The 22,637-nt window shown below is 72.1% G+C and carries 19 protein-coding genes; 11 read left to right on the forward strand and 8 right to left on the reverse strand.

Going from position 1 to position 22,637, the window contains the following annotated elements:
• Positions 1-3: 3 nt before the first annotated feature.
• Complete coding sequence (locus M8H82_RS23740) at positions 4-2,409, reverse strand: excinuclease ABC subunit UvrA (RefSeq protein ID WP_250076959.1); 2,406 nt, start codon at positions 2,407-2,409, stop codon at positions 4-6.
• Positions 2,410-2,744: 335 nt separating this feature from the next.
• Complete coding sequence (locus M8H82_RS23750; RefSeq protein ID WP_250076960.1) at positions 2,745-3,656, reverse strand: DMT family transporter; 912 nt, start codon at positions 3,654-3,656, stop codon at positions 2,745-2,747.
• 436 nt (positions 3,657-4,092) lie between these two features.
• Here M8H82_RS23750 and M8H82_RS23755 point away from each other — a divergent pair, with 436 nt between their 5' ends.
• The gene (locus M8H82_RS23755; protein WP_250076961.1) at positions 4,093-5,061 is read left to right on the forward strand and encodes an alpha/beta hydrolase; all 969 of its coding nucleotides are present in this window, start codon (positions 4,093-4,095) and stop codon (positions 5,059-5,061) included.
• A gap of 72 nt (positions 5,062-5,133) precedes the next feature.
• On the opposite strand, the gene argG is transcribed toward M8H82_RS23755, so the two are convergent.
• Positions 5,134-6,576, reverse strand: a complete 1,443-nt coding sequence (argG, locus tag M8H82_RS23760) for an argininosuccinate synthase (RefSeq protein ID WP_250076962.1) — start codon at positions 6,574-6,576, stop codon at positions 5,134-5,136.
• Between the two features lie 166 nt (positions 6,577-6,742).
• Between argG and M8H82_RS23765 the strand changes: the two genes are divergently transcribed.
• Together M8H82_RS23765 and M8H82_RS23770 are read left to right on the forward strand one after the other, a co-directional pair.
• Positions 6,743-7,570: an MHYT domain-containing protein gene (locus tag M8H82_RS23765; RefSeq protein WP_250076963.1), complete on the forward strand. Its 828-nt coding sequence runs from the start codon at positions 6,743-6,745 to the stop codon at positions 7,568-7,570.
• A 59-nt stretch (positions 7,571-7,629) separates the two neighbouring features.
• A complete protein-coding gene (locus tag M8H82_RS23770) occupies positions 7,630-9,132 on the forward strand; it encodes a metallophosphoesterase (protein ID WP_250076964.1) in 1,503 nt (500 codons plus the stop codon).
• A 19-nt stretch (positions 9,133-9,151) separates the two neighbouring features.
• Here M8H82_RS23770 and M8H82_RS23775 read toward each other — a convergent pair whose 3' ends face one another.
• On the reverse strand, positions 9,152-10,342 hold the full coding sequence (locus M8H82_RS23775; protein ID WP_250076965.1) for an erythromycin esterase family protein: 1,191 nt from the start codon (positions 10,340-10,342) through the stop codon (positions 9,152-9,154).
• A gap of 58 nt (positions 10,343-10,400) precedes the next feature.
• On the opposite strand from M8H82_RS23775, the gene M8H82_RS23780 reads away from it, so the two are divergent.
• Positions 10,401-11,114, forward strand: a complete 714-nt coding sequence (locus M8H82_RS23780; protein ID WP_250076966.1) for a TioE family transcriptional regulator — start codon at positions 10,401-10,403, stop codon at positions 11,112-11,114.
• Positions 11,115-11,206: 92 nt separating this feature from the next.
• On the opposite strand, the gene M8H82_RS23785 is transcribed toward M8H82_RS23780, so the two are convergent.
• Positions 11,207-12,559: a phosphatase PAP2 family protein gene (locus M8H82_RS23785; protein ID WP_250076967.1), complete on the reverse strand. Its 1,353-nt coding sequence runs from the start codon at positions 12,557-12,559 to the stop codon at positions 11,207-11,209.
• 221 nt (positions 12,560-12,780) lie between these two features.
• Positions 12,781-13,755 (reverse strand): TauD/TfdA family dioxygenase, encoded by a 975-nt coding sequence (locus tag M8H82_RS23790; RefSeq protein ID WP_250076968.1) that lies wholly within the window; start codon positions 13,753-13,755, stop codon positions 12,781-12,783.
• Between the two features lie 137 nt (positions 13,756-13,892).
• On the opposite strand from M8H82_RS23790, the gene M8H82_RS23795 reads away from it, so the two are divergent.
• Both M8H82_RS23795 and M8H82_RS23800 read left to right on the forward strand, forming a co-directional pair.
• Positions 13,893-14,819 (forward strand): phosphotransferase family protein, encoded by a 927-nt coding sequence (locus tag M8H82_RS23795; RefSeq protein ID WP_250076969.1) that lies wholly within the window; start codon positions 13,893-13,895, stop codon positions 14,817-14,819.
• Between the two features lie 98 nt (positions 14,820-14,917).
• The gene (locus M8H82_RS23800; protein ID WP_250076970.1) at positions 14,918-15,358 is read left to right on the forward strand and encodes a cupin domain-containing protein; all 441 of its coding nucleotides are present in this window, start codon (positions 14,918-14,920) and stop codon (positions 15,356-15,358) included.
• A 19-nt stretch (positions 15,359-15,377) separates the two neighbouring features.
• Here the strand turns inward: M8H82_RS23800 and M8H82_RS23805 are convergent, their stop codons facing one another.
• Complete coding sequence (locus tag M8H82_RS23805) at positions 15,378-15,845, reverse strand: peroxiredoxin (protein WP_308293273.1); 468 nt, start codon at positions 15,843-15,845, stop codon at positions 15,378-15,380.
• Positions 15,846-16,377: 532 nt separating this feature from the next.
• Between M8H82_RS23805 and M8H82_RS23810 the strand changes: the two genes are divergently transcribed.
• From M8H82_RS23810 to M8H82_RS23820, 3 genes are all read left to right on the forward strand, one after another.
• Positions 16,378-17,334: an ATP-dependent DNA ligase gene (locus tag M8H82_RS23810; RefSeq protein WP_284049272.1), complete on the forward strand. Its 957-nt coding sequence runs from the start codon at positions 16,378-16,380 to the stop codon at positions 17,332-17,334.
• Between the two features lie 130 nt (positions 17,335-17,464).
• Positions 17,465-18,241 carry an NPP1 family protein gene (locus tag M8H82_RS23815; RefSeq protein WP_250076972.1) on the forward strand — a complete coding sequence of 259 codons (777 nt, stop codon included), beginning with the start codon at positions 17,465-17,467 and terminating at the stop codon, positions 18,239-18,241.
• A 93-nt stretch (positions 18,242-18,334) separates the two neighbouring features.
• Positions 18,335-19,354: a questin oxidase family protein gene (locus M8H82_RS23820; RefSeq protein WP_250076973.1), complete on the forward strand. Its 1,020-nt coding sequence runs from the start codon at positions 18,335-18,337 to the stop codon at positions 19,352-19,354.
• Here the strand turns inward: M8H82_RS23820 and M8H82_RS23825 are convergent.
• A complete protein-coding gene (locus M8H82_RS23825) occupies positions 19,332-20,330 on the reverse strand; it encodes a DUF5937 family protein (protein WP_250076974.1) in 999 nt (332 codons plus the stop codon). The genes M8H82_RS23820 and M8H82_RS23825 overlap by 23 nt on opposite strands.
• A gap of 74 nt (positions 20,331-20,404) precedes the next feature.
• Between M8H82_RS23825 and M8H82_RS23830 the strand changes: the two genes are divergently transcribed.
• Entirely contained in the window at positions 20,405-21,592 is a 1,188-nt protein-coding gene (locus tag M8H82_RS23830; RefSeq protein ID WP_250076975.1) for an MFS transporter, read from the forward strand.
• A 107-nt stretch (positions 21,593-21,699) separates the two neighbouring features.
• Positions 21,700-22,635, forward strand: coding sequence for a hydroxymethylbilane synthase (gene hemC / locus M8H82_RS23835; protein WP_250076976.1), 936 nt, complete (start codon positions 21,700-21,702; stop codon positions 22,633-22,635).
• Positions 22,636-22,637: the final 2 nt, after the last annotated feature.

The raw sequence follows: 22,637 nt of genomic DNA on the forward strand, positions 1-22,637 counted from the left end.
CGGTCAGGCGCCGACGTACTCCGCCAGGTGCCGGCCGGTGAGGGTGGAGCGGTCGGCGACCAGGTCGGCGGGTGTGCCCTCGAAGACGACCTTGCCGCCGTCGTGGCCGGCGCCCGGGCCCAGGTCGATGATCCAGTCGGCGTGCGCCATGACGGCCTGGTGGTGCTCGATGACGATGACCGACTTGCCGGCGTCCACGAGCCGGTCGAGCAGCCCGAGCAGTTGCTCGACGTCGGCGAGGTGGAGGCCGGTGGTCGGCTCGTCGAGGACGACGATCTGCCGGTCGCCGCCCTTGTCGGCCATGTGCGTGGCCAGCTTCAGCCGCTGCCGCTCGCCGCCGGAGAGCGTGGTCAGCGGCTGGCCGAGGGTGAGGTAGCCGAGGCCGACGTCGGCGAGGCGGCTGAGGATGGCGTGCGCGGCCGGGGTCCGCGCGTCGCCGGAGCCGAAGAACTCCTCCGCCTCGGTCACCGACATCCCGAGCACCTCGCTGATGTCGCGGCCGCCGAGGTGGTACTCCAGCACCGCGGCCTGGAACCGCTTGCCCTCGCACTCCTCGCAGGGGGTGGCGACGCTCTGCATGATGGCCAGGTCGGTGTAGATGACGCCGGCGCCGTTGCAGGCGGGGCAGGCGCCCTCGGAGTTGGCGCTGAACAGGGCCGGCTTCACGCCGTTGGCCTTGGCGAAGGCCTTGCGGATCGGGTCGAGCAGTCCGGTGTACGTCGCCGGGTTGCTGCGCCGCGAGCCGCGGATCGGGGTCTGGTCGACCGAGACGACACCCTCGGCGGCCGGGACGGATCCGTGGATCAGCGAGCTCTTGCCGGAGCCCGCGACGCCGGTGACGACGGTCAGCACGCCGAGCGGGATGTCGACGTCCACGTTCTGCAGGTTGTTGGCGCTCGCGCCGCGGATCTCCAGGGCGCCGGTGGACTTGCGGACCGTGTCCTTCAGGGCGGCCCGGTCGTCGAGGTGGCGGCCGGTGACCGTGCCGGAGGCGCGCAGGCCGTCGAGGGTGCCCGCGAAGCAGACGGTGCCGCCCGCCGTACCGGCGCCGGGGCCGAGGTCGACGACGTGGTCGGCGATCGCGATGGCCTCGGGCTTGTGCTCCACGACGAGCACGGTGTTGCCCTTGTCCCGCAGCCGGAGCAGCAGGTTGTTCATCCGCTGGATGTCGTGCGGGTGCAGGCCGATGGTGGGCTCGTCGAAGACGTAGGTGACATCGGTGAGGGCGGAGCCGAGGTGGCGGATCATCTTGACGCGCTGGGCCTCGCCGCCGGACAGGGTGCCGGCGGGCCGGTCGAGCGCGAGGTAGCCGAGGCCGATCTCCACGAAGGAGTCGAGGGTGTGCTGCAGCGCGGTGAGCAGCGGCGCCACCGACGGCTCCTTGAGGCCGCGGACCCATTCGGCGAGGTCGCGGATCTCCATCGCGCAGGCGTCGGCGATGCTGATCTTCTTGATCTTCGAGGACCGGGCGCCCTCGCTGAGCCGGCTGCCGTCACACTCGGGGCAGACGGTGAAGGTGACGGCGCGCTCCACGAAGGCCCGGATGTGCGGCTGCATCGCCTCCTTGTCCTTGGACAGGAAGGACTTCTGGATCTTCGGGATGAGGCCCTCGTAGGTGAGGTTGACGCCGTTGACCTTCACCTTGGTCGGCTCGCCGTAGAGGAAGGCGTGCATCTCCTTCTTGGTGAACCGGCGGATCGGCTTGTCCGGGTCGAGGAGGCCGGACTGGGCGTAGATGCCGACGGTCCAGACGTTGTCCGACTTCCAGCCGGGGATGGTGAAGGCGCCCTCGGAGATCGACTTGGAGTCGTCGTAGAGCTGGGTGAGGTCGATGTCGGAGACCTTGCCGCGGCCCTCGCAGCGGGTGCACATGCCGCCGGTGCGCTCGAAGGTGGCCTTCTCGGCCTTGGTCTTGTCGCCGCGCTGCACGGTGATCGCGCCGCTCGCCTTCACCGAGGCCGTGTTGAAGGAGTACGCGCTGGGCGGGCCGATGTGCGGCTTGCCCAGGCGGCTGAAGAGGATGCGCAGCATGGCGTTGGCGTCGGTTGCGGTGCCGACGGTGGAGCGGGGGTCGGCGCCCATGCGCTGCTGGTCGACGCTGATCACGGTGGTCAGACCGTCGAGCACGTCGACCTCGGGTCGCGCGAGGTTCGCCATGAAGCCCTGCACGAAGGCGGGGTAGGTCTCGTTGATCAGCCGCTGCGACTCGGCGGCGATCGTGTCGAACACCAGGGAGCTCTTGCCGGAGCCGGAGACGCCGGTGAAGACCGTCAGCCGGCGCTTGGGCAGCTCGATGCTGACGTCCTTGAGGTTGTTCTCGCGGGCCCCGTGCACGCGGATCATGTCGTGGCTGTCGGCGATGTGCGGCGCAGGCGACTGCGTGTCTTTCCTGGTGGTGGCCCTGCTCATCGTGTCTCCGTCTCCTGGGTCGCCTGGCCGGATCTGACCGGCTTCGAACAGTACGTCAGGTTCTACTCGATCGCCGCGGGACTCGGTAACGGATCAGCGCTCGGCCGGTTCCCGATCAACCCTCCACGCTAGCCGCGGCCCCGCGGTGGTGCTTCTCCATTTCTGACCGACCGGCTCGGTCACGGGGTCACCGGGCGCTCGGAGAAGGTCTCCAGGACGACGGCGGCGTGCGTGCCGCTGACGCCATCGATCGTGTGGATGCGGCGCGGCACGTCCTGGAGACCTTCCGTGGGGGCGGTCCTGGCCGCACGAGGCGGTGGCCGATCGCGCCCTGGTTACGCGGGCAGCGTCAGCAGCACCAGGCCGGCCGCCAGTACCGCCAACCCGCCCCAGGACGCCGCCGGAAGCCGCTCGCCGAGGACGGCGACCCCGAGGACGGCCGCGACGGCCGGCTCGCCCAGGGTCAGCGACGTGGCCACGGACACGGAGGTGCGCCGCAGTCCGTGGCCGAACATGCGGTACGCCAAGTAGACGGTGAACAGGGCGAGATACCCCGCCACCGCCGCACCCCGGGCGGTGGCCAGCCAGCGCATGTCGACGCAGAGCAGGAGCGGCAGCACGAGCAGTCCGGCGGCGCCGAACAGCACGCCCATGACCGCGTCCGAGGAGTGTCCGCGCCTGATCAGCCCGCCGCCGATCAACGCGTACACGGCGTACGACAGTCCGCCCGCCGCGGCGAGCAGGACACCCGTGGGATCGATCGGCGTGGCGTGGCCGGTGAGGCCGGGGCCCATCACCAGCAGCGTGCAGCCCAGCACGGTGGCCGCGGTGGCGCCGGTCCAGCGTGCGGTCGGCCGGGCCTGTCCGGTGATCCAGGCGAGCAGCCCGGCGAACACCGGGGCACTGCCCAGCGCGATCACCGTGGCGACGGCCACGCCGGTGCGCGCCACCGCCGGATAGAACATCACCGGGTAACCGGCTACCGCCGCCGCGCCGAGGACGAGCAGCAGGCGCTCACGGCGGGTGCAGGCGGCCGGCAGGGTGCGGGCGCGGGGAGAGGTGAGGAACAGCAGGAGCCCGCCGAGGGTGAGTCCGGCGCAGCCGATGGCCGCCGCCGGGGCACCGGCCGGTGCCAGGGAGCTCGCGGTTCCGGTCGTGCCCCACAGCACGGCCGAGGCGAGGATGGGCGCGGGTCCGCCGAGAAGACGGGAACGGGAGGTGCGCGGGGCCTGGGCGGCCGGGCGCACGGGGGCCAGGGAAGAAGTACGTTTCGGCACTGTCGTGAGCTTCCGTCGTCGAATGCGTCTGGGACTCGATCCGAAACGGGCGCACGACACAGCCCCCTGACCGCCCTGAGGGCCGGTCGGGGCCGGGAATCACACCAAGGTGTCCGCGCCCGTCAGGCGCAGAGCGGCGGCAGAACGACGTGCCAGTAGGAGTTCACCCGGTGATCGTACACAACCGGGTGACGCTCGCCGATGATCATGCTGGATGGCCTCGGGGGAAGGGTTTTCCGGGGGGATTCGTGGTCCATACCCCGCGAGGTGGCCGAGCGGCCCTGGTCCGTGCACTGTGGGAAGGGTGCCGGTGCACGGAGGGACAACCGCCCCCCGCCCTGCCGTCCTAGCCTGATGACGCCCGCCGGAGAGACCGGCATACCCATGCGAGACCCGGGAGAGTCACATGTCCGATGCCGTCGAGCCGGTCCAGCCGGTCCTGGAGCCCGCGGCCACCGCTATCGCCGAGGCCACCGCGAACCCGCCGTACCTCTTCGAGCTGCCGCCGGCCGAGGGCCGCAAGGCCGTGGACGAGGTGCAGTCCGGCGAGATCGACAAGCCCGCGGTCGACGAGGAGTGGGTCACCGTCTCCGGTGGGCCGACGGGCAGCGTCCGGGTCCGCCTGGTGAGGCCCGCCGGGGCCGAGGGCACCCTGCCGGTGATCCTCTACATCCACGGCGCGGGCTGGGTGTTCGGCAACGCCCACACCCACGACCGGCTGGTGCGCGAGCTCGCGGTCGGCGCGGAGGCGGCCGTGGTCTTCCCGGAGTACGACCTGTCCCCCGAGGCCCGCTACCCGGTGGCCATCGAGCAGAACTACGCGGTGGCGAAGTGGATCGTGGCCGAGGGCGCGTCCCGCGGCCTGGACGCCTCGCGGCTGGCGGTGGCCGGTGACTCGGTCGGCGGCAACATGACCGCCGCGCTGACGCTGATGGCCAAGGAGCGCGGGGATGTGCCGCTGGTCCAGCAGGTGCTGTTCTACCCGGTGACCGACGCCGCCTTCGACACCCCGTCGTACCACCAGTTCGCCGAGGGCTACTTCCTGCGCCGCGACGGCATGCAGTGGTTCTGGGACCAGTACACGACCGACGAGGCCGAGCGCGCCCAGATCACCGCGTCCCCGCTGCGCGCCACCACCGAGCAGCTCACCGGGCTGCCCCCGGCGCTGGTCATCACGGGCGAGGCCGATGTGCTGCGCGACGAGGGCGAGGCCTACGCCAACAAGCTCCGGCAGGCCGGTGTGGCCGTCACCTCGGTGCGCTTCCAGGGCATCATCCACGACTTCGTGATGCTGAACGCCCTGCGCGAGACGCATGCCGCCGAGGCCGCGATCAGGCTCGCGGTCGACACACTGCGCTCCGCCCTGCGCGGCTGACGGCGCCGACGAACGAACGCGGCGGGCCGGCCCCCTGAAGGGCCCGCCCGCCGCGCTGTCGTGCGCGCACCGTCAGTCGGTGCCGAACTCCATGGCCGCGCTGTCGAGCAGTTCGTCGCTGTCGGGGCCCTTGCCGCCGGAGGCGATGGCCTCGGCGCCGCCCTCGGTCAGCGCGCCGATCAGGCTCGTCGGCCCGGCGGCGTCGACGGACGCCGAACTAGGCGCGCCGACCATGCCGAGACCGGCGTACAGCTCCAGCTTGGTGCGCGAGTCGGCGATGTCGAGGTTGCGCATCGTGAGCTGGCCGATCCGGTCCACCGGGCCGAACGCCGCGTCCTCGGTGCGCTCCATGGACAGCTTGTCCGGGTGGTAGCTGAACATCGGGCCGGTGGTGTCGAGGACCGAGTAGTCCTCGCCGCGCCGCAGCCGCAGGGTCACCTCGCCGGTGACGGCCTGGCCGACCCAGCGCTGGAGCGACTCGCGGATCATCAGCGCCTGCGGGTCCAGCCAGCGGCCCTCGTACATCAGCCGGCCGAGGCGACGGCCCTCGTTGTGGTACTGGGCGAGGGTGTCCTCGTTGTGGATGGCGTTCACGAGCCGCTCGTAGGCCGCGTGCAGCAGGGCCATGCCGGGCGCCTCGTAGATGCCGCGGCTCTTGGCCTCGATGATCCGGTTCTCGATCTGGTCCGACATGCCGAGACCGTGCCGGCCGCCGATGGCGTTGGCCTCCATCACGAGGTCGACGGCGGAGGCGAACTCCTTGCCGTTGATCGTGACCGGGCGGCCCTGCTCGAAGCCGATCGTGACGTCCTCGGTGGCGATCTCCACCGCGGGGTCCCAGAACCGCACGCCCATGATCGGCTGCACGGTCTCCAGGCTGGTGTCCAGGTGCTCCAGGGTCTTGGCCTCGTGCGTGGCGCCCCAGATGTTGGCGTCCGTGGAGTACGCCTTCTCGGTCGAGTCCCGGTAGGGCAGGTCGTGGGCGACCAGCCACTCCGACATCTCCTTGCGGCCGCCCAGCTCGGTCACGAAGTCCGCGTCGAGCCAGGGCTTGTAGATCCGCAGGTGCGGGTTGGCGAGCAGGCCGTAGCGGTAGAACCGCTCGATGTCGTTGCCCTTGAAGGTCGAGCCGTCGCCCCAGATCTGGACGTCGTCCTCGAGCATCGCCCGGACCAGCAGGGTGCCGGTGACGGCACGGCCGAGGGGCGTGGTGTTGAAGTACGCCCGTCCGCCCGAGCGGATGTGGAACGCACCGCAGGTCAGTGCGGCCAGGCCCTCCTCGACCAGCGCCGCGCGGCAGTCGACCAGGCGCGCGATCTCGGCGCCGTAGGTCTTCGCGCGGCCGGGCACCGACGCGATGTCGGGCTCGTCGTACTGGCCGATGTCGGCGGTGTACGTGCAGGGCACGGCACCCTTGTCGCGCATCCAGGCGACCGCCACGGAGGTGTCGAGGCCCCCGGAGAAGGCGATCCCGACGCGCGAGCCGACGGGGAGGGAGGTAAGCACTTTGGACATAGCAGAAGTATGCACGAGGACGCATGAACATGCAACGCGTGGTGCTGCCGGACCGCCGACCCGGCCCTGCGGTACGGGTGAGCCTGGTGTGAAGGCTTGCTTCACCGTGCCTTCACCCCGTAGACCTTGCCCTCACAGTCGGCCGTGGCTCGGGGGGAGTTGGCTCATGGAAGGCACGATCGACGGGTTCCGCTACGGTGCGGTGACCCCGGTGGCGTCCTATGTGATGGCCTGCCTGGGCGGGGCCCTGGGACTGCGCTGCATCGTCCGGTCCCTGATCAACGCGGACTCCTGGAAGCCGGGCTGGCTGGCGCTGGGGGCCACCTCCATCGGCTGCGGCATCTGGACCATGCACTTCATCGCGATGATCGGTTTCCAGGTCGAGGAGACCCGGATCCGCTACGACGCGGTCCTGACGGTGCTGAGTCTGGTGGTGGCGATCCTGGTGGTCGGCATCGGCGTCTTCCTCGTGGGCTACCGCGGCGCCGGGGCCGGCTCCCTGCCCCTCGCGGGCGCCGTCACCGGGCTCGGCGTGGCGGCCATGCACTACCTCGGCATGGCGGCGATGCGGCTCAACGCCGACGTCGGCTACGACGGCTTCACCGTGACCCTGTCGCTCCTGATCGCCATCGCGGCCGCGACCGCCGCGCTGTGGGCGGCGGTGTCGGTGCGGGGCTTCACGACGAGCCTCGGGGCGAGCCTGGTGATGGGGGTGGCGGTCTCCGGGATGCACTACACCGCGATGGCGGCCGTGGACGTCCATCTGCACGATTCCGCCGCGGGGCCCTGGTCGGGCGACTCCCCCACCTCGCTGCTGCTGCCGATGCTGCTGGGGCCGGTGGTGTTCCTGCTGCTGGCGGGCGTGGTGGTGATGTCCGACCCGCTGCTCGTGCTGGGCAACGGCGAGTGGAACCGGCCGGCCGGGCAGACGGCGAAGGAACCGGCGTCGCCGGACCGGGGCAGCAACAGCGGTGCGCGCAAAGCCCGTTACTAGGTGGCTGCTTCCACGGAATCCCCCGCCGCCCCTTCCTAGATCGTTGTTACGGTGCACCCGTGTCTGACTCTTCACGCGATACCGCCGAAGGCGCCGGCTGGGGAACCGCGGAACGCGGCGCGTACCAGCGGCTGATGCCCACCGACGTCCGCAAGATCTCCTGGCTGGACCCGAGGATGCTGTGGGCGGCCCGCAACGGCGTGCTGGCCTCCTGGTTCGGGGATCCGACGGGCCGGACCCGCGGCCGTTGGGTGGCCCAGCGGGCCGCGGCCGGAGCGCCGGCCGACAAGGTGATCGGGCGCACGGACCCCGACCGCTTCTCCTTCCTGGTCATCGGGGACACCGGCGAGGGCGACGACCCCCAGTACGCCGTGGTGCCGGGGATGCTGAAGGCGGGGCAGGACACCAGCTTCGCGGTGCTGGCCAGCGACGTGATCTACCCGGCGGGCAGCGCGGACGACTACGGCGCGAAGTTCTTCCGCCCCTACCAGGACTACCGGGCGCCGATCTACGCGATACCGGGCAACCACGACTGGTACGAGGACCTCGGCGCCTTCATGCGCGTCTTCTGCGGCGACGCCCCGCCGCTCGCGCCCGAGCCGAAGCCGCGTGCGCTGACCAGGGCCTGGCTGCGCTCGCTGCTGTGGCACCGGCCGAGCCGCACGGACGGCCAACGCCTCGACGAGGCACGCACGTTGCGCTCGGACCCGGCCCAGCAGGCGGTCCAGCCGGGCCCGTACTGGGCCCTCGACGCGGGACCGGTCCGGATCGTGGGCATCGACACCGGACTGCTGGGCACCCTCGACGCCGAACAGGGCGCCTGGCTGCGCCAGGTCTCCCGCGACCCCCGCCCGAAGATCCTGATCACCGGCTCACCGCTGTACGTCGACGGCGAGTACCACCCCTGCGCGATCGAGGGCGGCGGCACGGTGGACGACATCGTCCGCGACCCGGCGCATCGCTATGTCGCGGCGATAGGCGGCGACATCCACAACTACCAGCGCTATCCGGTGCGGGTGGAGGGAAGGACGATCCAGTACGTCGTCTCGGGCGGCGGAGGCGCGTTCATGCACGCCACGCACACCATTCCCCGGGTCGACGTGGCGAACGTGACCGAGCAGGACTTCCGCTGCTACCCGCTGCGCGGCGACTCCCTCGCCTTCTACAGCAGGCTCTACGGCCGCCGGCTGCGCCTGCGCCGCTTCTTCACGCTGACCGAGGCGGAGGCCGCGGCGGTGGTCGCGGAGCGGCTCGGCATCCCGCTCACCCGCTCCCGGCAGGGCACACCGCGCATCACGCGGCGCGTCCGCCTGGTGGCCGGACTGCTGGGCGCGGGCCGCCGCCCCGACCGCACCGCCCGCTTCCGGCTCCCTGTGCGCAAGATCTACACCTCGCTGTTCTCACCGAGCTCGGCGACGTACAGCCCGCCGTTCTTCAAGTGCTTCCTGCGGGTGGACGTCTCGCCGGAGTCGGTCCGGCTGCGCTGCTACGCGGCGACGGGCAACCGGGCGCAGGAGATCGACCCGCCGGTGGAGGACGAGGTGACGATCCCGCTGGGGTGAGCCGGAACGCGCGCGGGCGCTACCTCTGCTCGACGTCCTTGACGAACACGACTCCGTCCATGCCCGCCGACTGAGCCGGGTCCAGCGGGGAGTAGCCGAACCAGGGGGAGACGCGTGCGGTGGTGGACAGGCCGGCCAGCTGGGGGGCGTCCAGGAGACAGGAGTTCTCCGGGAGTGCGTACAGCAGGCCTTCGAGCGTGTCCGGGGGCGGGGTGCCGACCCCTCGGTGCCGGATCGTGCCGAGGGCCGTGGCCAGGAAGGCGTACGCGTCGCCCAGGTGCGCGTGCATGAGCGCGCCGGCGCTCCACCACTCCACGCGCAGGTCTCCCAGGTGCATATGGCTCTTGTGGCGCTGGAGATGGCCGTTGTGGGCGAAGAGCAGGGCCGGGCCCCGGCCGGCGACGGCGAGGAGGTTGTCGGCCATCATCCGGGCCCGCAGGCCCACCAGGCGCGTCATGCGGGCCGGTGAGGTGTCCGCCATCCAGTGGTGGTAGCGCAGCAGGCCCGTCGCGGTGCGGCCGTACAGGCGCGCCCGGTCGCAGGCGTCCCGCGAGGTCGCCGCGATCAGGTGGGGGGTCTCGGCGTCGAGCAGCGCCACCAGGTCGTCGGCCAGCAGCCGCAGCTCCCCGGCCTCGGCCGACCGGCCCACGGACCGGGCCGGGTCCATCATCGCCGCGGGTTCGCTCCAGCGGTCGTCGGTGCCGAGCAGGCGGTCGAGCGTGTCCGCCGTGCAGGGCAGCAGGTCCGCGTCGACGTGGGCGGCGAGGTAGGCGTGGAGTGCGGTGAGGGCCTGCCGGGGGCTCGCCGCGCCGGTCATCTCCAGCGGGCCGTCGAAACCGGCGAAGCGGAGGTGCTCGGACGCGGGCAGGCCGGCGTTGTGGGCGCGCATCCAGCTCACGAGGTGGCGGTTGGCCGCGGACGCGCCGAAGCCGTGGCTGAATCCGCGCTCCATGACGTCGTCCAGGGTGCCGGTGCCGGAGGTGACGTAGTCGTCGACGACGAGGCCCCTCAGACAGTCGCTCTCGATCGCGATCGTCCGGTAGCCCTCCTGCTCGACGAGTTGCCGGAACAGCTCGTTGCGCAGGTCGAGCAGGGCGTCCTCGCCGTGGGTGGGCTCGCCCAGGGCGAGCAGTCGGGGGCGGTTGGGGAGCAGCTTCATGACGGCGGCAGCCTCGACGGCATGCGCGGCGTCCTTGATGTCATTCGCCATGCCCTCAACGGTATCGTTGAAGATTCGGTTGAGACTTTCACGCGACATCGGCAGGGCCATGGGGAAAAAGCTTCAAACCGGGGAACGGCTCAGACCCGTTGACCTGGCCCGGGGACACGGTCTGTCCACGCAGGCGGTCAGGAACTACGAGGAAGCCGGCATCCTCCCGCCCGCGGCCCGGACACCCCACGGCTACCGCACCTACACCCCGGTGCACGCGGCGGCCCTGCGCGCCTTCCTCGCCCTGGTGCCGGGCCACGGCCACCGGACAGCGGCGGAGATCATGCGGGCGGTGAACGAGGGCGCGGCCGAGGAGGCGTTCCGCCTCATCGACGAGAGCCATGCCCAGCTCCTCGACGACCGCCGGACCCTGCACGCCGTCGAGCGCGCCCTGCGCGACCTGGAGCCCGCCACGGGCTCGGAGCCCGCCGGCACCTTCATCGGCCCCCTGGCCGGCGAGCTCGGCATCCGCCCGGCCACCCTGCGCACCTGGGAGCGCGCCGGGCTGGTGCACCCGGGCCGTGACCCCCTGACCGGCTATCGCGTCTACGACGAAGCCGCCGTACGGGACGCCCGGCTCGTTGGGCAACTCCGGCGCGGCGGCTACCTTCTGGAGCAGATCGCCCCGCTGATCAGCCAGGTCCGGGCGGCCGGCGGTCCGGAACCCCTGGAGGCGGCACTGCGCGACTGGCGCGCCCGGCTGTCCGCCCGCGCACGGGCGATGCTGACCGGTGCGGCCGAGCTGGAGGCCTACCTCCGCGAGCGCGACTGACGCCTCGGCCGTGCGCGGGCGGACACCGGACAGAACAAACCCCAGGCCACTGGCCTGGGGTTGGTCGGGTACCGGTACGGCCGCCGTACGGCTCAGATCAGTTCGAGCTGCCGTTCCGGCTGCCGCGTCGGCGCGGTCTTCGCGTCCCACGGTCCGACGGTCCGTACGTACCCGTAGATCACTGAGGCCATCGCCAGCAGGAGCAGCGGTCCGTACACCCACGGATGCCTCGCCATCTCCATCGGCAGCCAGCGGTACGACAGCAGGAGCGCGGTGAACACCGTCGCGCCGTAGGCGACGAACCGGATTCCCGAGCGGTCCCAGCCCCGGTCGTAGGTGCGCAGTGCCGCCTCGATGGTGAGCGTGAAGACCACGCCGGCGATGAGGTCGGCGCCGTAGTGGTAGCCGAAGCCCAGGGTCGCGGCAAGCGTGGCGACGAGCCAGATCGTTCCTGCCCAGCGCAGGACCCGGGGGCCCGTGCGGGAATGGATGAAGATCGCCAGCGCCCATGCGGTGTGCAGACTGGGCATGCAGTTCCGGGGGGTGATCCCGTCGAACGGCATGTGCTGGGGAGGTTCGATCGCCGGCAGCGTGTGGGGCCAGATGTCGGTGACCGCCCACTGCACGCTGGGCGTGGATTCCGGCGCCCAGAGGCTGACCGCCGCCCATTGCTCGGTGCCGGTGCCGTAGGCGAAGAGCGGTCCGACCACCGGGTAGATCATGTAGAAGGCCGGTCCGACGAGGCCGATCACCAGGAAGGTGCGCACCAGGTGGTGGCGGGGAAAGCGCCGGTCCGCCGCCACGCCGCGGAGTTGGTACAGCGCGACGACGACCGCGGCGACCGGGAGCTGGCCGTAGACGAAATCGAGGGCATTGAATCCGACGGCGCCACTGGCCTCGACGATCCGGCCCACCAGCCAGGAGGGATTGCCGAGTGCCTGGTCGGCGGTGGCCACGTACTGGTCGAGCACCGACGGCCGGGTCTGCGAGGTGATGAACAGCCAGGTGTCGCCGGTCTTGCGGCCGGCCATCAGCAGCAGGGCCAGCCCGACGCCCTTGAGCAGCAGGACGCGTTCCCGGCCGGTGCGGCGGGTGACGGCGATGACCGCGCAGCCCAGAATCACCCACAACGCGCCGTTTCCGAAGGGATGCCCCTCGGTCACCTTGACGTCGAATATCCAACGGACCAGCAAAAAGGCGAGATCGACGGCGATCGCGGCGCCCACCGCGATGAAGCGCTGCCGCCAGGTGAGGACCACCATCATCAACGCCATGGAGGCGTACAGCAGGCCACCCGATTTGGGGGCGAATATCACCTCGCGCACCTGATTGGTGATCGGTCCCGGCAGGCCGTAGTGGCGCGAGGCGAATTCCAGCGCGATGAGGAACGCGAGCGCCACGACGCCCGCGACGGCCCAGAGTCCCGTCCGTGGCCGACGCCACACGGGCGGTGTGGCCCCGCCGCCTATTCGCGGGGATATGAGTGCTGGTCTGTTTCTCAATTTTCGGCCGATTTGTTAGTTGTTGGGAGCGGGGCAGGGCTGGTTTCCCCGCCGGGGGAAGACGGAAAGACCATGGTCCGGGTTCCGGCCCGGACGGCTGCGGCGGCCGTGGGCGGCGAAATCCCTGATCAGGGCCGCCGATCATACAAACAACGGCCCGCCCGTCACCAGCGCCCCGGCTCACTCCCCACGATCGGCTCCGATTCCTTCCCGTCCACCCCCACCGGCACCTCACCGGCCACCATCACCCGGTGCATGATCCGCGGGTGGTCGAGGTGGGCGTTGTCGCTCGGGGCCAGATGGATCGTGGCGCGGTTGTCCCAGAAGGCCACACTGCCCGGCTCCCAGCGGAAGCGGGCCGTGTACTCGGGCCGGACCGCCTGGTCCAGAAGCAGGTCCAGCAGGGCCTGGCTCTCGGCCCGGGAGAGGTCGGCGATCTGCTCCACGTAATAGCCGTTGACGCCAAGGATCCGCTCCCCCGTCTCGGGGTGGACCCGTACCAGCGGGTGGAGCGTCGCCACCTGGTGCTCCAGCAGGTGGCGGACGTACGCGTCGTCGCCGGGGCGGGACTGGTAGCCGACGCCCAGGCGGTGTTCCGCCCTCAGCCCCGACACGAACTCCCGCATCGGGGCCGACAGTCCGGCATACGCCGCCGCCAGGTTCGACCACGTCGTGTCGCCGCCGTACGGCGGAACCGTCTCCGCACGCAGGATCGTCGCCGCGGGCGGGTCGACACGGGCACCGTGGTCGCAGTGCCAGCCGCGCAGCAGGGTGTGCCGGCGGCGGCGCAGCCACTCGTCGTGGTCCATGCCGAAACGGCCGCCCAGCTCCAGCCGGTCCGCCGTCGTCTCCACCTCCGGGAAGTCCGGCGGCGACGCCTTTCCCCGGCGCGGCAGCACGACCAGGGAGCCGAAGCGGCGGGCGAACGCCACATGGCCGGCGTGGTCGAGCCGCTGGTCCCGGAAGAACACCACCTTCCAGCGCAGCACCGCCGCCCTGATCGCGGCGATCACCGCGTCGTCGAGGCGGGCGGCCAGATCCACGCCCGTGATCTCGGCGCCGATGTGTCCGGCGACCGGCTTCACCTCGATCCCCGCCGTCCGCTCCGTCCCTTCCGCGGTGGCCCTGTCCCTGGTCATGCGCGCTCCGTCGGTCGTCGGCACCGGCTCCCGTCCCCGCCGGTTCCCCGCAAGATCGTGACAGCAAACGGCGAGCCTGACGAGGACTCCGGCAAATGCGTTGAGCGCCCGGCCGCCCGGCGGCTACGGTCCCGATCATGCTGCCTCTGGTGGAAACCGACGAGGAATGGGACGCGGTCGTCCCCGACGAGAGCGTGATGCGCCCGGGAGCGGAGGACCTGTGCGCGCGCCTGGGGTTCGGCGGGGCGGCACTGACCCGCTTCCCGGACGGGTCGCAGCCGGTGTACGCCGTCGGCGACGACCTCGTCCTGAAGCTGTTCCCGGCGGCCGCCGCCGAGGACGGCATCGCGGAGGGCCGAGTGCTGTCGTACCTCCAGAACCGGCTGCCCGTACCGACGCCGCAGGTGCGGGCCTTCGGGGCGTACGAGAACGGCTGGCAGTACGTCCTCATGTCCCGCCTGCCCGGCGAGACCCTGGCCGGCGCGTGGGACCGCGTGCCGAGGGCCGACCGGGAGCGGATCGTCGCCGGGGTCGGGGAGACCCTCGCGGTGCTCCACGGGCTCGACCCGCAGCCGCTCCAGGACGTGCTCGGCCCGGGTGACTGGGGGGCCTTCCTGGACCGGCGGAGCGCGCGAGTGGTGGAACAGCAGCGGTCGCACGCGCTGGCGGAGGTCTGGCTGGAGCAGATACCGGATTTCCTCGCGTCCGTCCCGCTGCCCCGCGCACCCCGGCCGTCCCTGCTGCACACCGAGGTCATGCGCCAGCATGTCCTGGTCGATCCCGAGGGCTGGCGGCTGACCGGGTTCTTCGACTTCGAGCCGGCGATGATCGGCGACCCCGCCTATGACTTCGTCGGCGTCGGGCTGTTCGTCACCAGCGGTGACCCCGGGCTGCTGTCCCTGCTCGCGCGGTCCTACGGCCGGACCTTCGAGCCGTCCGTGCTGCTCGCGTACACCCTGCTGCACGTGTACAGCAATCTGCCCTGGTACCTGCGGGAGCTGGGCGCACCCGACGAGCGGACACTGCCCGCACTGGCGGAGGCCTGGTTCGGGCTCCCGGCGTGAACGGAGCGGATCGCCGGGTTCCGGCCCCAACTGCTCCCCGATGCCTCTATGTTCACGGCGAAGTCGACGCTGTCCGCTCTCGGCCGGGAGGCCCTCGTATGCGCTTCGCGCTCCGCTCCGCCCTCACCGCGGCGGTGGCCGCCGCCACCTTCTTCGTGGGCGGTGCCGGTACCGCCCAGGCCACTCCCCCGGGACCGGGGGTCACCGGCCGGGTCATCAGCCAGAAGACGATAGGCGGCACCGACTACATCCTGCGGGAGGTCACCATTCCGCCCGGTCAGGCGACCGGATGGCACTACCACGACGGTCCGCTGTACGCCTTCGTGCAGGAGGGCACGCTGAGTCACTTCGACGCGACCTGCGCCTCGGACGGGGTCTATCCGACGGGGAGTTTCGTCGAGGAGCCGGCCGGTCCGGGCAATGTGCACATCGGGCGCAACCTCGGTGACACGGCGATCGTCCTCGACGTGCTGTACGTCCTGCCGCACGGGGCGCCGTTCTCGCAGGACGCCCCGAACCCCGGCTGCCCGTTCCAGTAACTCCGGGAACCCGCCCGCCTCAGCCGTTCCGGCCGCGCAGGGCCTGCAGTGCCCGGTCGGCGTGGGTGTTCATGCGCAGTTCGCTGCGCACCACCTCCAGGACCTTGCGGTCCTGCCCTATGACGAAGGTGGTCCGCTTGGTCGGCGCCATCGAGAGGCCGCGCTTCACGCCGAACCGGTCACGGACCGTGCCGTCGGTGTCGGAGAGCAGCAACATGCCGAGTGTGTGCCGCTCGGCGAACTCCTGCTGGCGCTCCACGGGATCACCGCTGACGCCGACGGGCCGGGCGCCGACGGCGGCGAACTCGGCGGCCAGATCGCGGAAGTGGCAGGCCTGCGCGGTGCAGCCGGGGGTCATCGCGGCGGGGTAGAAGAAGAGCACCACCGGTCCCTCGGTGAGGAGTTCGGACAGCTTGCGGGTGGTGCCGGTCTCGTCGGGGAGGGCGAAGTCCTCGACCGTATCCCCGATCTCCACACGTGCGCTCACTGGTGACCCCTCCGTCGTCCGGCTCGGTCGGCCGTCTGCGGCGTGATGTTACCGGAGCGTAGCGCGGCGGCTTCCGCGCGGATGGAGGCCAGGCGCCGCTCGGTCTCCTGGGCACGGGAGCAGGCGAGGGAGTCGTCCACCATGCCGGGGTCCGGCGGCTGGGTCCGGCGGCTGGGGACGGCGGCTGGGGACGGCGGCTGGGGACGGCGGCTGGGTCCGGCGGCTGGGTCCGGCGTACACCCCGCGCTCGGTGCACAGCCGCTCGGCCGCGGTCAGGATCAGCTCCCGGGTCGCGCCGACCTGCTCCGCCGGGGCGCCCTGCCTGCCGTGCCCACCTCCCCCGGGACTGCTCGCTCCGCCCGCGCCGGCCGGTCCCTCCGGCGGTCGCGGTCCGCCGCGCGGCGGCCGCCGGAGGAACGGGAGCCTGCGCGACGACAGCGTCCCGCCGTTCAGGCGAAACCCGGTGCCCGCGGGCGTGCCGGGCCGCCCGTCCGTCGAGAACTGACCCGTGACCCTGCCGCTGATCCCCCCGATGCTCGCCACGCCCGGCACCCTCCCGCCCGCCGCGCAGGACGCGCGCTGGGCGTACGAGACCAAGCAGGACGGCCAGCGGGTGGTGGTCTACCTCGCCGGGGACGGCGGCCTGGTCCTGCGGGCCCGGTCCGGTGAGGAGGTCACGGCCGCCTACCCCGAGCTGGGCCCGCTGGGCGGTGCGCTCGGAGCCACGTCCGCCGTGCTGGACGGGGAGGTGATGGCCCTCGACGAGCAGGGACGCGCCGACTTCCAGTTGCTGCAGTCCCGGATGGGGCTCGCCCACGCCCCGGCCCGGGCCGCACACCGGGCCGCCCGGACGCCCGTGCACCTGGTGCTGTTCGACGTGATGCACCTGGCCGGACGGCCTCTGGTCCGGCTCCCCTATGTGACGCGCCGCGAGCGGCTGGAGGGGCTCGGGCTCGACGGGTCGCACTGGTCGACGCCCGCGGCCCTCGTCGGCCACGGCGAGCAGGCGCTGCGGGCGACCCGGGAGCACGGTCTGGAGGGCCTGGTCTGCAAGCGGCTGGACTCCGTGTACGAGCCCGGAGTGCGCTCCCGGGCCTGGATCAAGATCCGCAACATGCACAGCGAGGACGTCGTGGTGGGCGGCTGGCTGCCCGGCAAGGGACGGCTCACGGGCCTGCCCGGGGCGCTGCTGGTGGGTCAGCGGGCGGGCGGGCAGCTGCGGTACGTCGGCGGGGTCGGCACCGGCTGGAGCCACCAGGAACGGGAGGAGCTCGCCTTGCTGCTGAGGGCCGCCGCGACAAACGTATGCCCGTTCGATCCCGTGCCGGCGGTGCCCGGTGCGCGCTGGGTGGTGCCGCGGCTGGTCGGGGAGGTGCGGTTCAGCACCCGGACCCGGGCCGGGATGCTGCGGCAGCCGTCGTGGCTGCGGCTGCGGCCCGATCTCACGCCGGAGGAGTCCTCGGCGGACATGCCCGACCCACTGCCATGATCCAAATATTGGGGTGCCCGTAACCGCTCGGACGCCCACCTCCTCTTGGCGCGGACATGAAAAGTCGGGAAGCTGAACTCCCCATTCCCCCACAGCCGTTGGGCTGCGCCCGCATCATGAGGAGGACGCAGTGTCGTCATCGTCGTCGAAGAAGCACCGCAGGAGATGGCTCACCGGGCTCACCGGTGCCGCCGCCCTCGTCATCGCCTTCCCCTCCGTCGCCCTCGCGGCCCCGCCGTCGGCGCTGCCCGCCAACGCCGAGCCCGCCGAGTTCACCTACCAGCCGGCCTTCGACTACGACACGGACGGCTGCTACGCCACGCCGGCCATCGGCCCCGACGGCACCGTCAACGGCGGCCTCAACCCGACCGGCGCCCTCAACGGCAGCTGCCGTGACGCCTCCGACCTCGACAACACCAACAGCTACTCCCGCTACAAGTGCAACAACGGCTGGTGCGCCTACCTGTACGGCCTGTACTTCGAGAAGGACCAGGCCCTCGCGGGCAGCAGCATCGGCGGGCACCGGCACGACTGGGAGCACGTGGTGATCTGGGTGCAGAGCGGCGCCGTGAAGTACGTCTCCACGTCCAACCACGGCTCGTTCACGGTGACTTCGGCATCCGCGGTCCGCTTCGAGGGCACGCACGCGAAGATCGTCTACCACAAGGACGGCATCAGCACCCACTGCTTCCGCCTGGCCAACACCAACGACGAGCCGCCGGAGAACCACAAGCGCACCTGGCAGTACCCGCCGCTGGTCGGCTGGAACGGCTACCCCGCGGGCGTGCGCGACAAGCTGGTCGCGTACAACTTCGGCAGCGCCAACTTCGGGCTGAAGGACGCCTCCTTCGGCAACCACCTCTCGTCCGCGAAGCCGGCGGGGATCACCTTCGACCCGTACGCGTGACGCCGTAGGGCCCGGGGCGTAGGACCAGCGCCGCTTCCCGCCTCCTCCCCGGGCCCGATCCGGTGGCGCCGGCCGCTGTCTAGCGTGAACGCCATGGACGCCACCGACACGAGCGGACAGCTCGAAGAAGCCCTGGAACGCCTGCACTCCGCCGGTCCCGAACGCGACGGCTGGCTCAGCAACCACGCACCCATGGTCGTCGAGGCCCTCGCCGCCCACGGACACGCGGGCGCGGTGCACCGCTGGCTGGACCTGTACCGGGACCGCCTGGAGGACTTCCCCGACCGCCTGGCCCCCGTCACGGACGACAACTGGCGCGCGGCGCTGGGTGATCCGCGGCGGATCGCGGACTGGACCGACCACTTCTCCCGCACCCTCGCCGACCGTCCCTGGCGGGACGTCCTCGCCGAGTGGTGGCCGCGGCTGCTGCCGGGGATGTACGGCGGCGCCACGCATGTCGTCATCCGGGCCGGCCACGCCGTACGCGCCCTCGAAGCCGGTGAGAGCGCGCCGAGGCTCGCCGAACTCGCCCACGCGCTGGGCTACTGGGCGGCCCGCCACCAACCGGTGACCGGCTTCGCCGTGCTGCCGGGCGCGCCGACGGCCGGAGAGTCCCTGGACGCCGTACCCCCGATCGGCGAGGGGCACCTGGGGTTCCGCAACCGCCTGGCCGCGGTCGACCGGCTGCCTGTGTGGGCGGACGACGTCACCGACCCGGACGTCGCACGCGCCCGGCTGACCGAACTCGTCCGCGCCGCGACCCACCGCTACGCCACCCACGGCCACGGCGAACCGACCATGCTCGTGCACGCGGCGACCGCGCCCAACGCCGTGCTGCGCACGCTCGATGCGCTGCCCCGCGAGTTGTGGGCACCCAGCCTGCACGCGGCCTGGACCGCGTCCGCCGTCGTCACCGCCATCTACGCCCCCGACGAGCCGGTGGACTACGCCCCGCCCGCCCAACTCACCGCCGAGGAGGTCATGGAGCGGGCCCTCGCCCACGGCGACGAGCACGTCATCAAGCTCACCGACACGGCCCTGGACGTCGGTGACGACCTCGCGCTCGCCGCGGCCCAGCGGGCGATCGAACTCAGCCCGCCCCTGATCCCCTGATCAGATCCTCCCCCAACTCGGTTCGTCCGTAGAGGACATGGAGCCCTTCCCGCCGCGAGACCAGCAGGCCCGCTTCCCGCAGGACCGACAGGTGCGCCGAGACGGTCGACGGCGCCAGGCCGTGCCGGGCGGCGAGTTCGGTGGTCGAGGCGGGGGTGGTGAGGCCGGTGAGGAGCGCGGCGCGGTGGTGTCCGAGGAGCCGGGCCAGGGCCTGGGACGGGCTCGGCGGGCCGCTGTCGTGCAGGCGGCCCATCCCGCGCGCCGGGTAGATGACGGTGGGCTGCCAGGGACGGGCGAACCCGCTGACGACATCGGGCCACACGAACACGCTCGGCATCAGCAGCACACCCCGGCCGTCGGCATGTTGGGCATCGGCGACCTCGCCGTACATGCGCAGGGTCAGGGTGTGTCCCGCCCAGCCGATGCCGGGGTGCAGGCCGGTGAGCAGCGCGTCGAGCCCGCCGTCCGCCGCCTGCCGGGAGCGGTGGGCGATGTCGCCCTCCAGGACGGCCCGGTGACGTGGCCAGTCCGGGGCGAGCAGCGCGTGCCAGGCCTGCTCGGTGAGGTCGGCGAGGCGCCGGACGGTGGCGGCGGGGTCGTCGAGTGCCGCACGGCCCTCGGGTGACGCGGCGAGTCCCGGCGTACAGGCGAGGGAGCGGGCCATCTCGGCGTGCGCGAGGGCCGGGTCGGTGGCGCGCATCCGCGCCAGTTCGTCCTCGATCGAGGGATACGGCTCGTCCGGGGGCGGGCCGAGGAAGTCGGGGATGTAGCCGCCCGGGGGCGGGATGAACAGCCACAGCGGGGACAGGTCAAGCGCGGCGACGGTACGGCGGACGCGGCGCAGCCAGCCGCGGTGGTAGCCGTGCCGGGCGGGGCGGCGCAGCAGCCGCAGCGCCTCGTGGGTCTGGCACAGCGGCGAGATCGCGAACCGGCAGCGCGTCAGGTCCTCGGTGCCCAGGTCCAGGGTCAGGGGCAAGGCGGTCTCCGTGGGTGATTCGGCCCAGGACGAAAGAGTAGAGGCGGCCGGCGGGGCCCAGCACGCTGACCCCGATGACCGATCACCGAACAACAGCCGCCGGACGCACCGCCGTTGGCCCCGCCTGGCGCCGGGGCGCCGTCGTCGCGGCGCTGATGCTGGCCGCGTTCACCTTCAACACCACCGAGAACCTCCCCGTCGGCCTGCTCCCGCTCATGGCGGACGACCTCGGGGTCTCCCTGCCGGCCGCGGGCATCCTGGTCACCGGCTACGCGCTCACCGTCGTCGTGGTGTCGCTGCCCCTCGTCCACGCCACCCGCGCGATCCCCCGCCGCCACCTGCTGACCGTGCTGCTCGGCCTGCTCGCCGCCGCGAGCTGGGTCTCCGCGCTCGACGCCGTCTCTTACGGCCCGCTGCTCGCCGCCCGCGCGACGACGGCGCTCGCGCAGGCGCTGTACTGGTCGGTGATGGGTCCGGTCGCGGTCGGCCTGTACCCGCCCGAACGGCGGGGCCGGATCATCGGGCTGCTGTCGGTCGGGGGCTCGATGGCCACGGTGCTCGGCGTGCCGGCCGGCACCTGGCTCGGCGGACACGCCGGCTGGCGGACCCCGTTCGCGGTGCTCGGCGCGCTCGCCCTGGTGTCGCTGGTCGCGGTGGCCCTCCTGCTGCCGACGTCCCGCCCGCAGGAGAGTCACTCGGCCTACGGAGTCGCCCCGGACCGGCGCCGGTTCCTGGCCGTCGTCACCGTCACCGCCCTGTCCGTGACGGGCGTGTTCACCGCGTTCACCTACGTCGCCGTCTTCCTCGACGAGGTCGGCGGCTTCGACGAGGCCGCGGTCGGCGCCGTGCTGCTGGCCTTCGGGGCGGCGGGCCTGGCCGGGGTCACGGTGACCGGGATGCTCCTCGACCGCTTCCCGCGCGCCACCCTCGCCGTACCGGTCACCACCCAGACCCTCGCCCTGCTCGGCCTGTACGCGGCCGGGCACAGCCAAGTGGCGGCCGTGGCCCTGCTGATGCTGCTGGGGGCGTCCGTCGGCCCGGCGTTCATGGCCTCGCAGAGCCAGGTCCTCCAGGTCGCCCCGGGGCGCACCGAGTCGGCCCTCGCCGCCAACTCGGTCGCCTTCAACGCGGGCGTGGCCGTCGGTGCCCTCTTCGGCGGCGGCCTGTTCACGGCGGTCGGGGTGTGCGGGACCTTCCTCGCCGGAGGCCTGCTCACCGCCGGGGCACTCGCCGTGCTCGCACGGGAACGGGGAGCGCGCTGAATCGTGTGGACGCAGTCCCATTGCCCCTTCGGCCGGCGTCTGTCCTGAGCGTCGCGAATCGAGCGGTACGGCACGGCCCTTGTGATCCGAAGGTCTATCGTGTCGGCATGTCCGTCCCCGAACTGATCCGTATCGTCTCCCGCGACTCGCCCATGGCGCTCGCCCAAGTGGAGCGTGTTCGAACCGAGTTGGCGGCCCTGCACCCCGGGGTGCGAACCGAGGTCGTGCCGGTGAAGACGACCGGCGACAAGTGGCTGGGCGACCTGTCGAAGGTCGACGGCAAGGGGGCGTTCACCAAGGAGGTGGACGCCGCCCTGCTGGCCGGTGAGGCCGACCTCGCGGTGCACTGCGTCAAGGACGTGCCCGCCGACCGGCCACTCCCCGCCGGCACCGTCTTCGCCGCCTTCCTCCAGCGGGACGACATCCGCGACGCGCTGATCCATCCGGACGGTCTCACCCTGGACGAACTGCCGGACGGCACCCGGATCGGCACCTCCTCGGTGCGCCGGATCGCCCAGCTCGCCGCGACCCACCCGCATCTGCAGTGCGTGCCCTTCCGCGGCAACGCCAACCGGCGGCTGGAGAAGCTGCGGGCCGGCGAGGCGGACGCGCTGCTGCTCGCGGTGTCCGGTCTGGAGCGGATCGACCGGCGGGACGTGATCAGCGAGGTCCTCTCCCCCGAGACGATGATGCCGCCGATCGGCGCGGGCATCCTCGCCCTGCAGTGCCGGGAGGGCGACGACGAGATCATCGACGCCGTCAGCGGCCTGGGCGATCCGGACACGCACCGGGAGGCCACCGCCGAGCGGATGTTCCTGCATGTGCTCCAGGGGCACTGCAACAGCCCGATCGCCGGGTACGCGCGTGTGGACCATGGCGGGGAACTGTCCCTGCGGGCGTGCGTGTTCACCCCGGACGGCAAGACCCGTCTCAACGCCCACGAGTGGGCGGGCCGGCTGGATCCGGCCACGCTGGGCACGTCGGTCGCCGTGGCGCTGCTGCGTCAGGGCGCGCGCGAGATCATCGACGGCATCCCGCACTGAGC

Source organism: Streptomyces sp. YS415, assembly GCF_023544665.1.
In the GTDB taxonomy this organism is placed as follows: domain Bacteria; phylum Actinomycetota; class Actinomycetes; order Streptomycetales; family Streptomycetaceae; genus Streptomyces.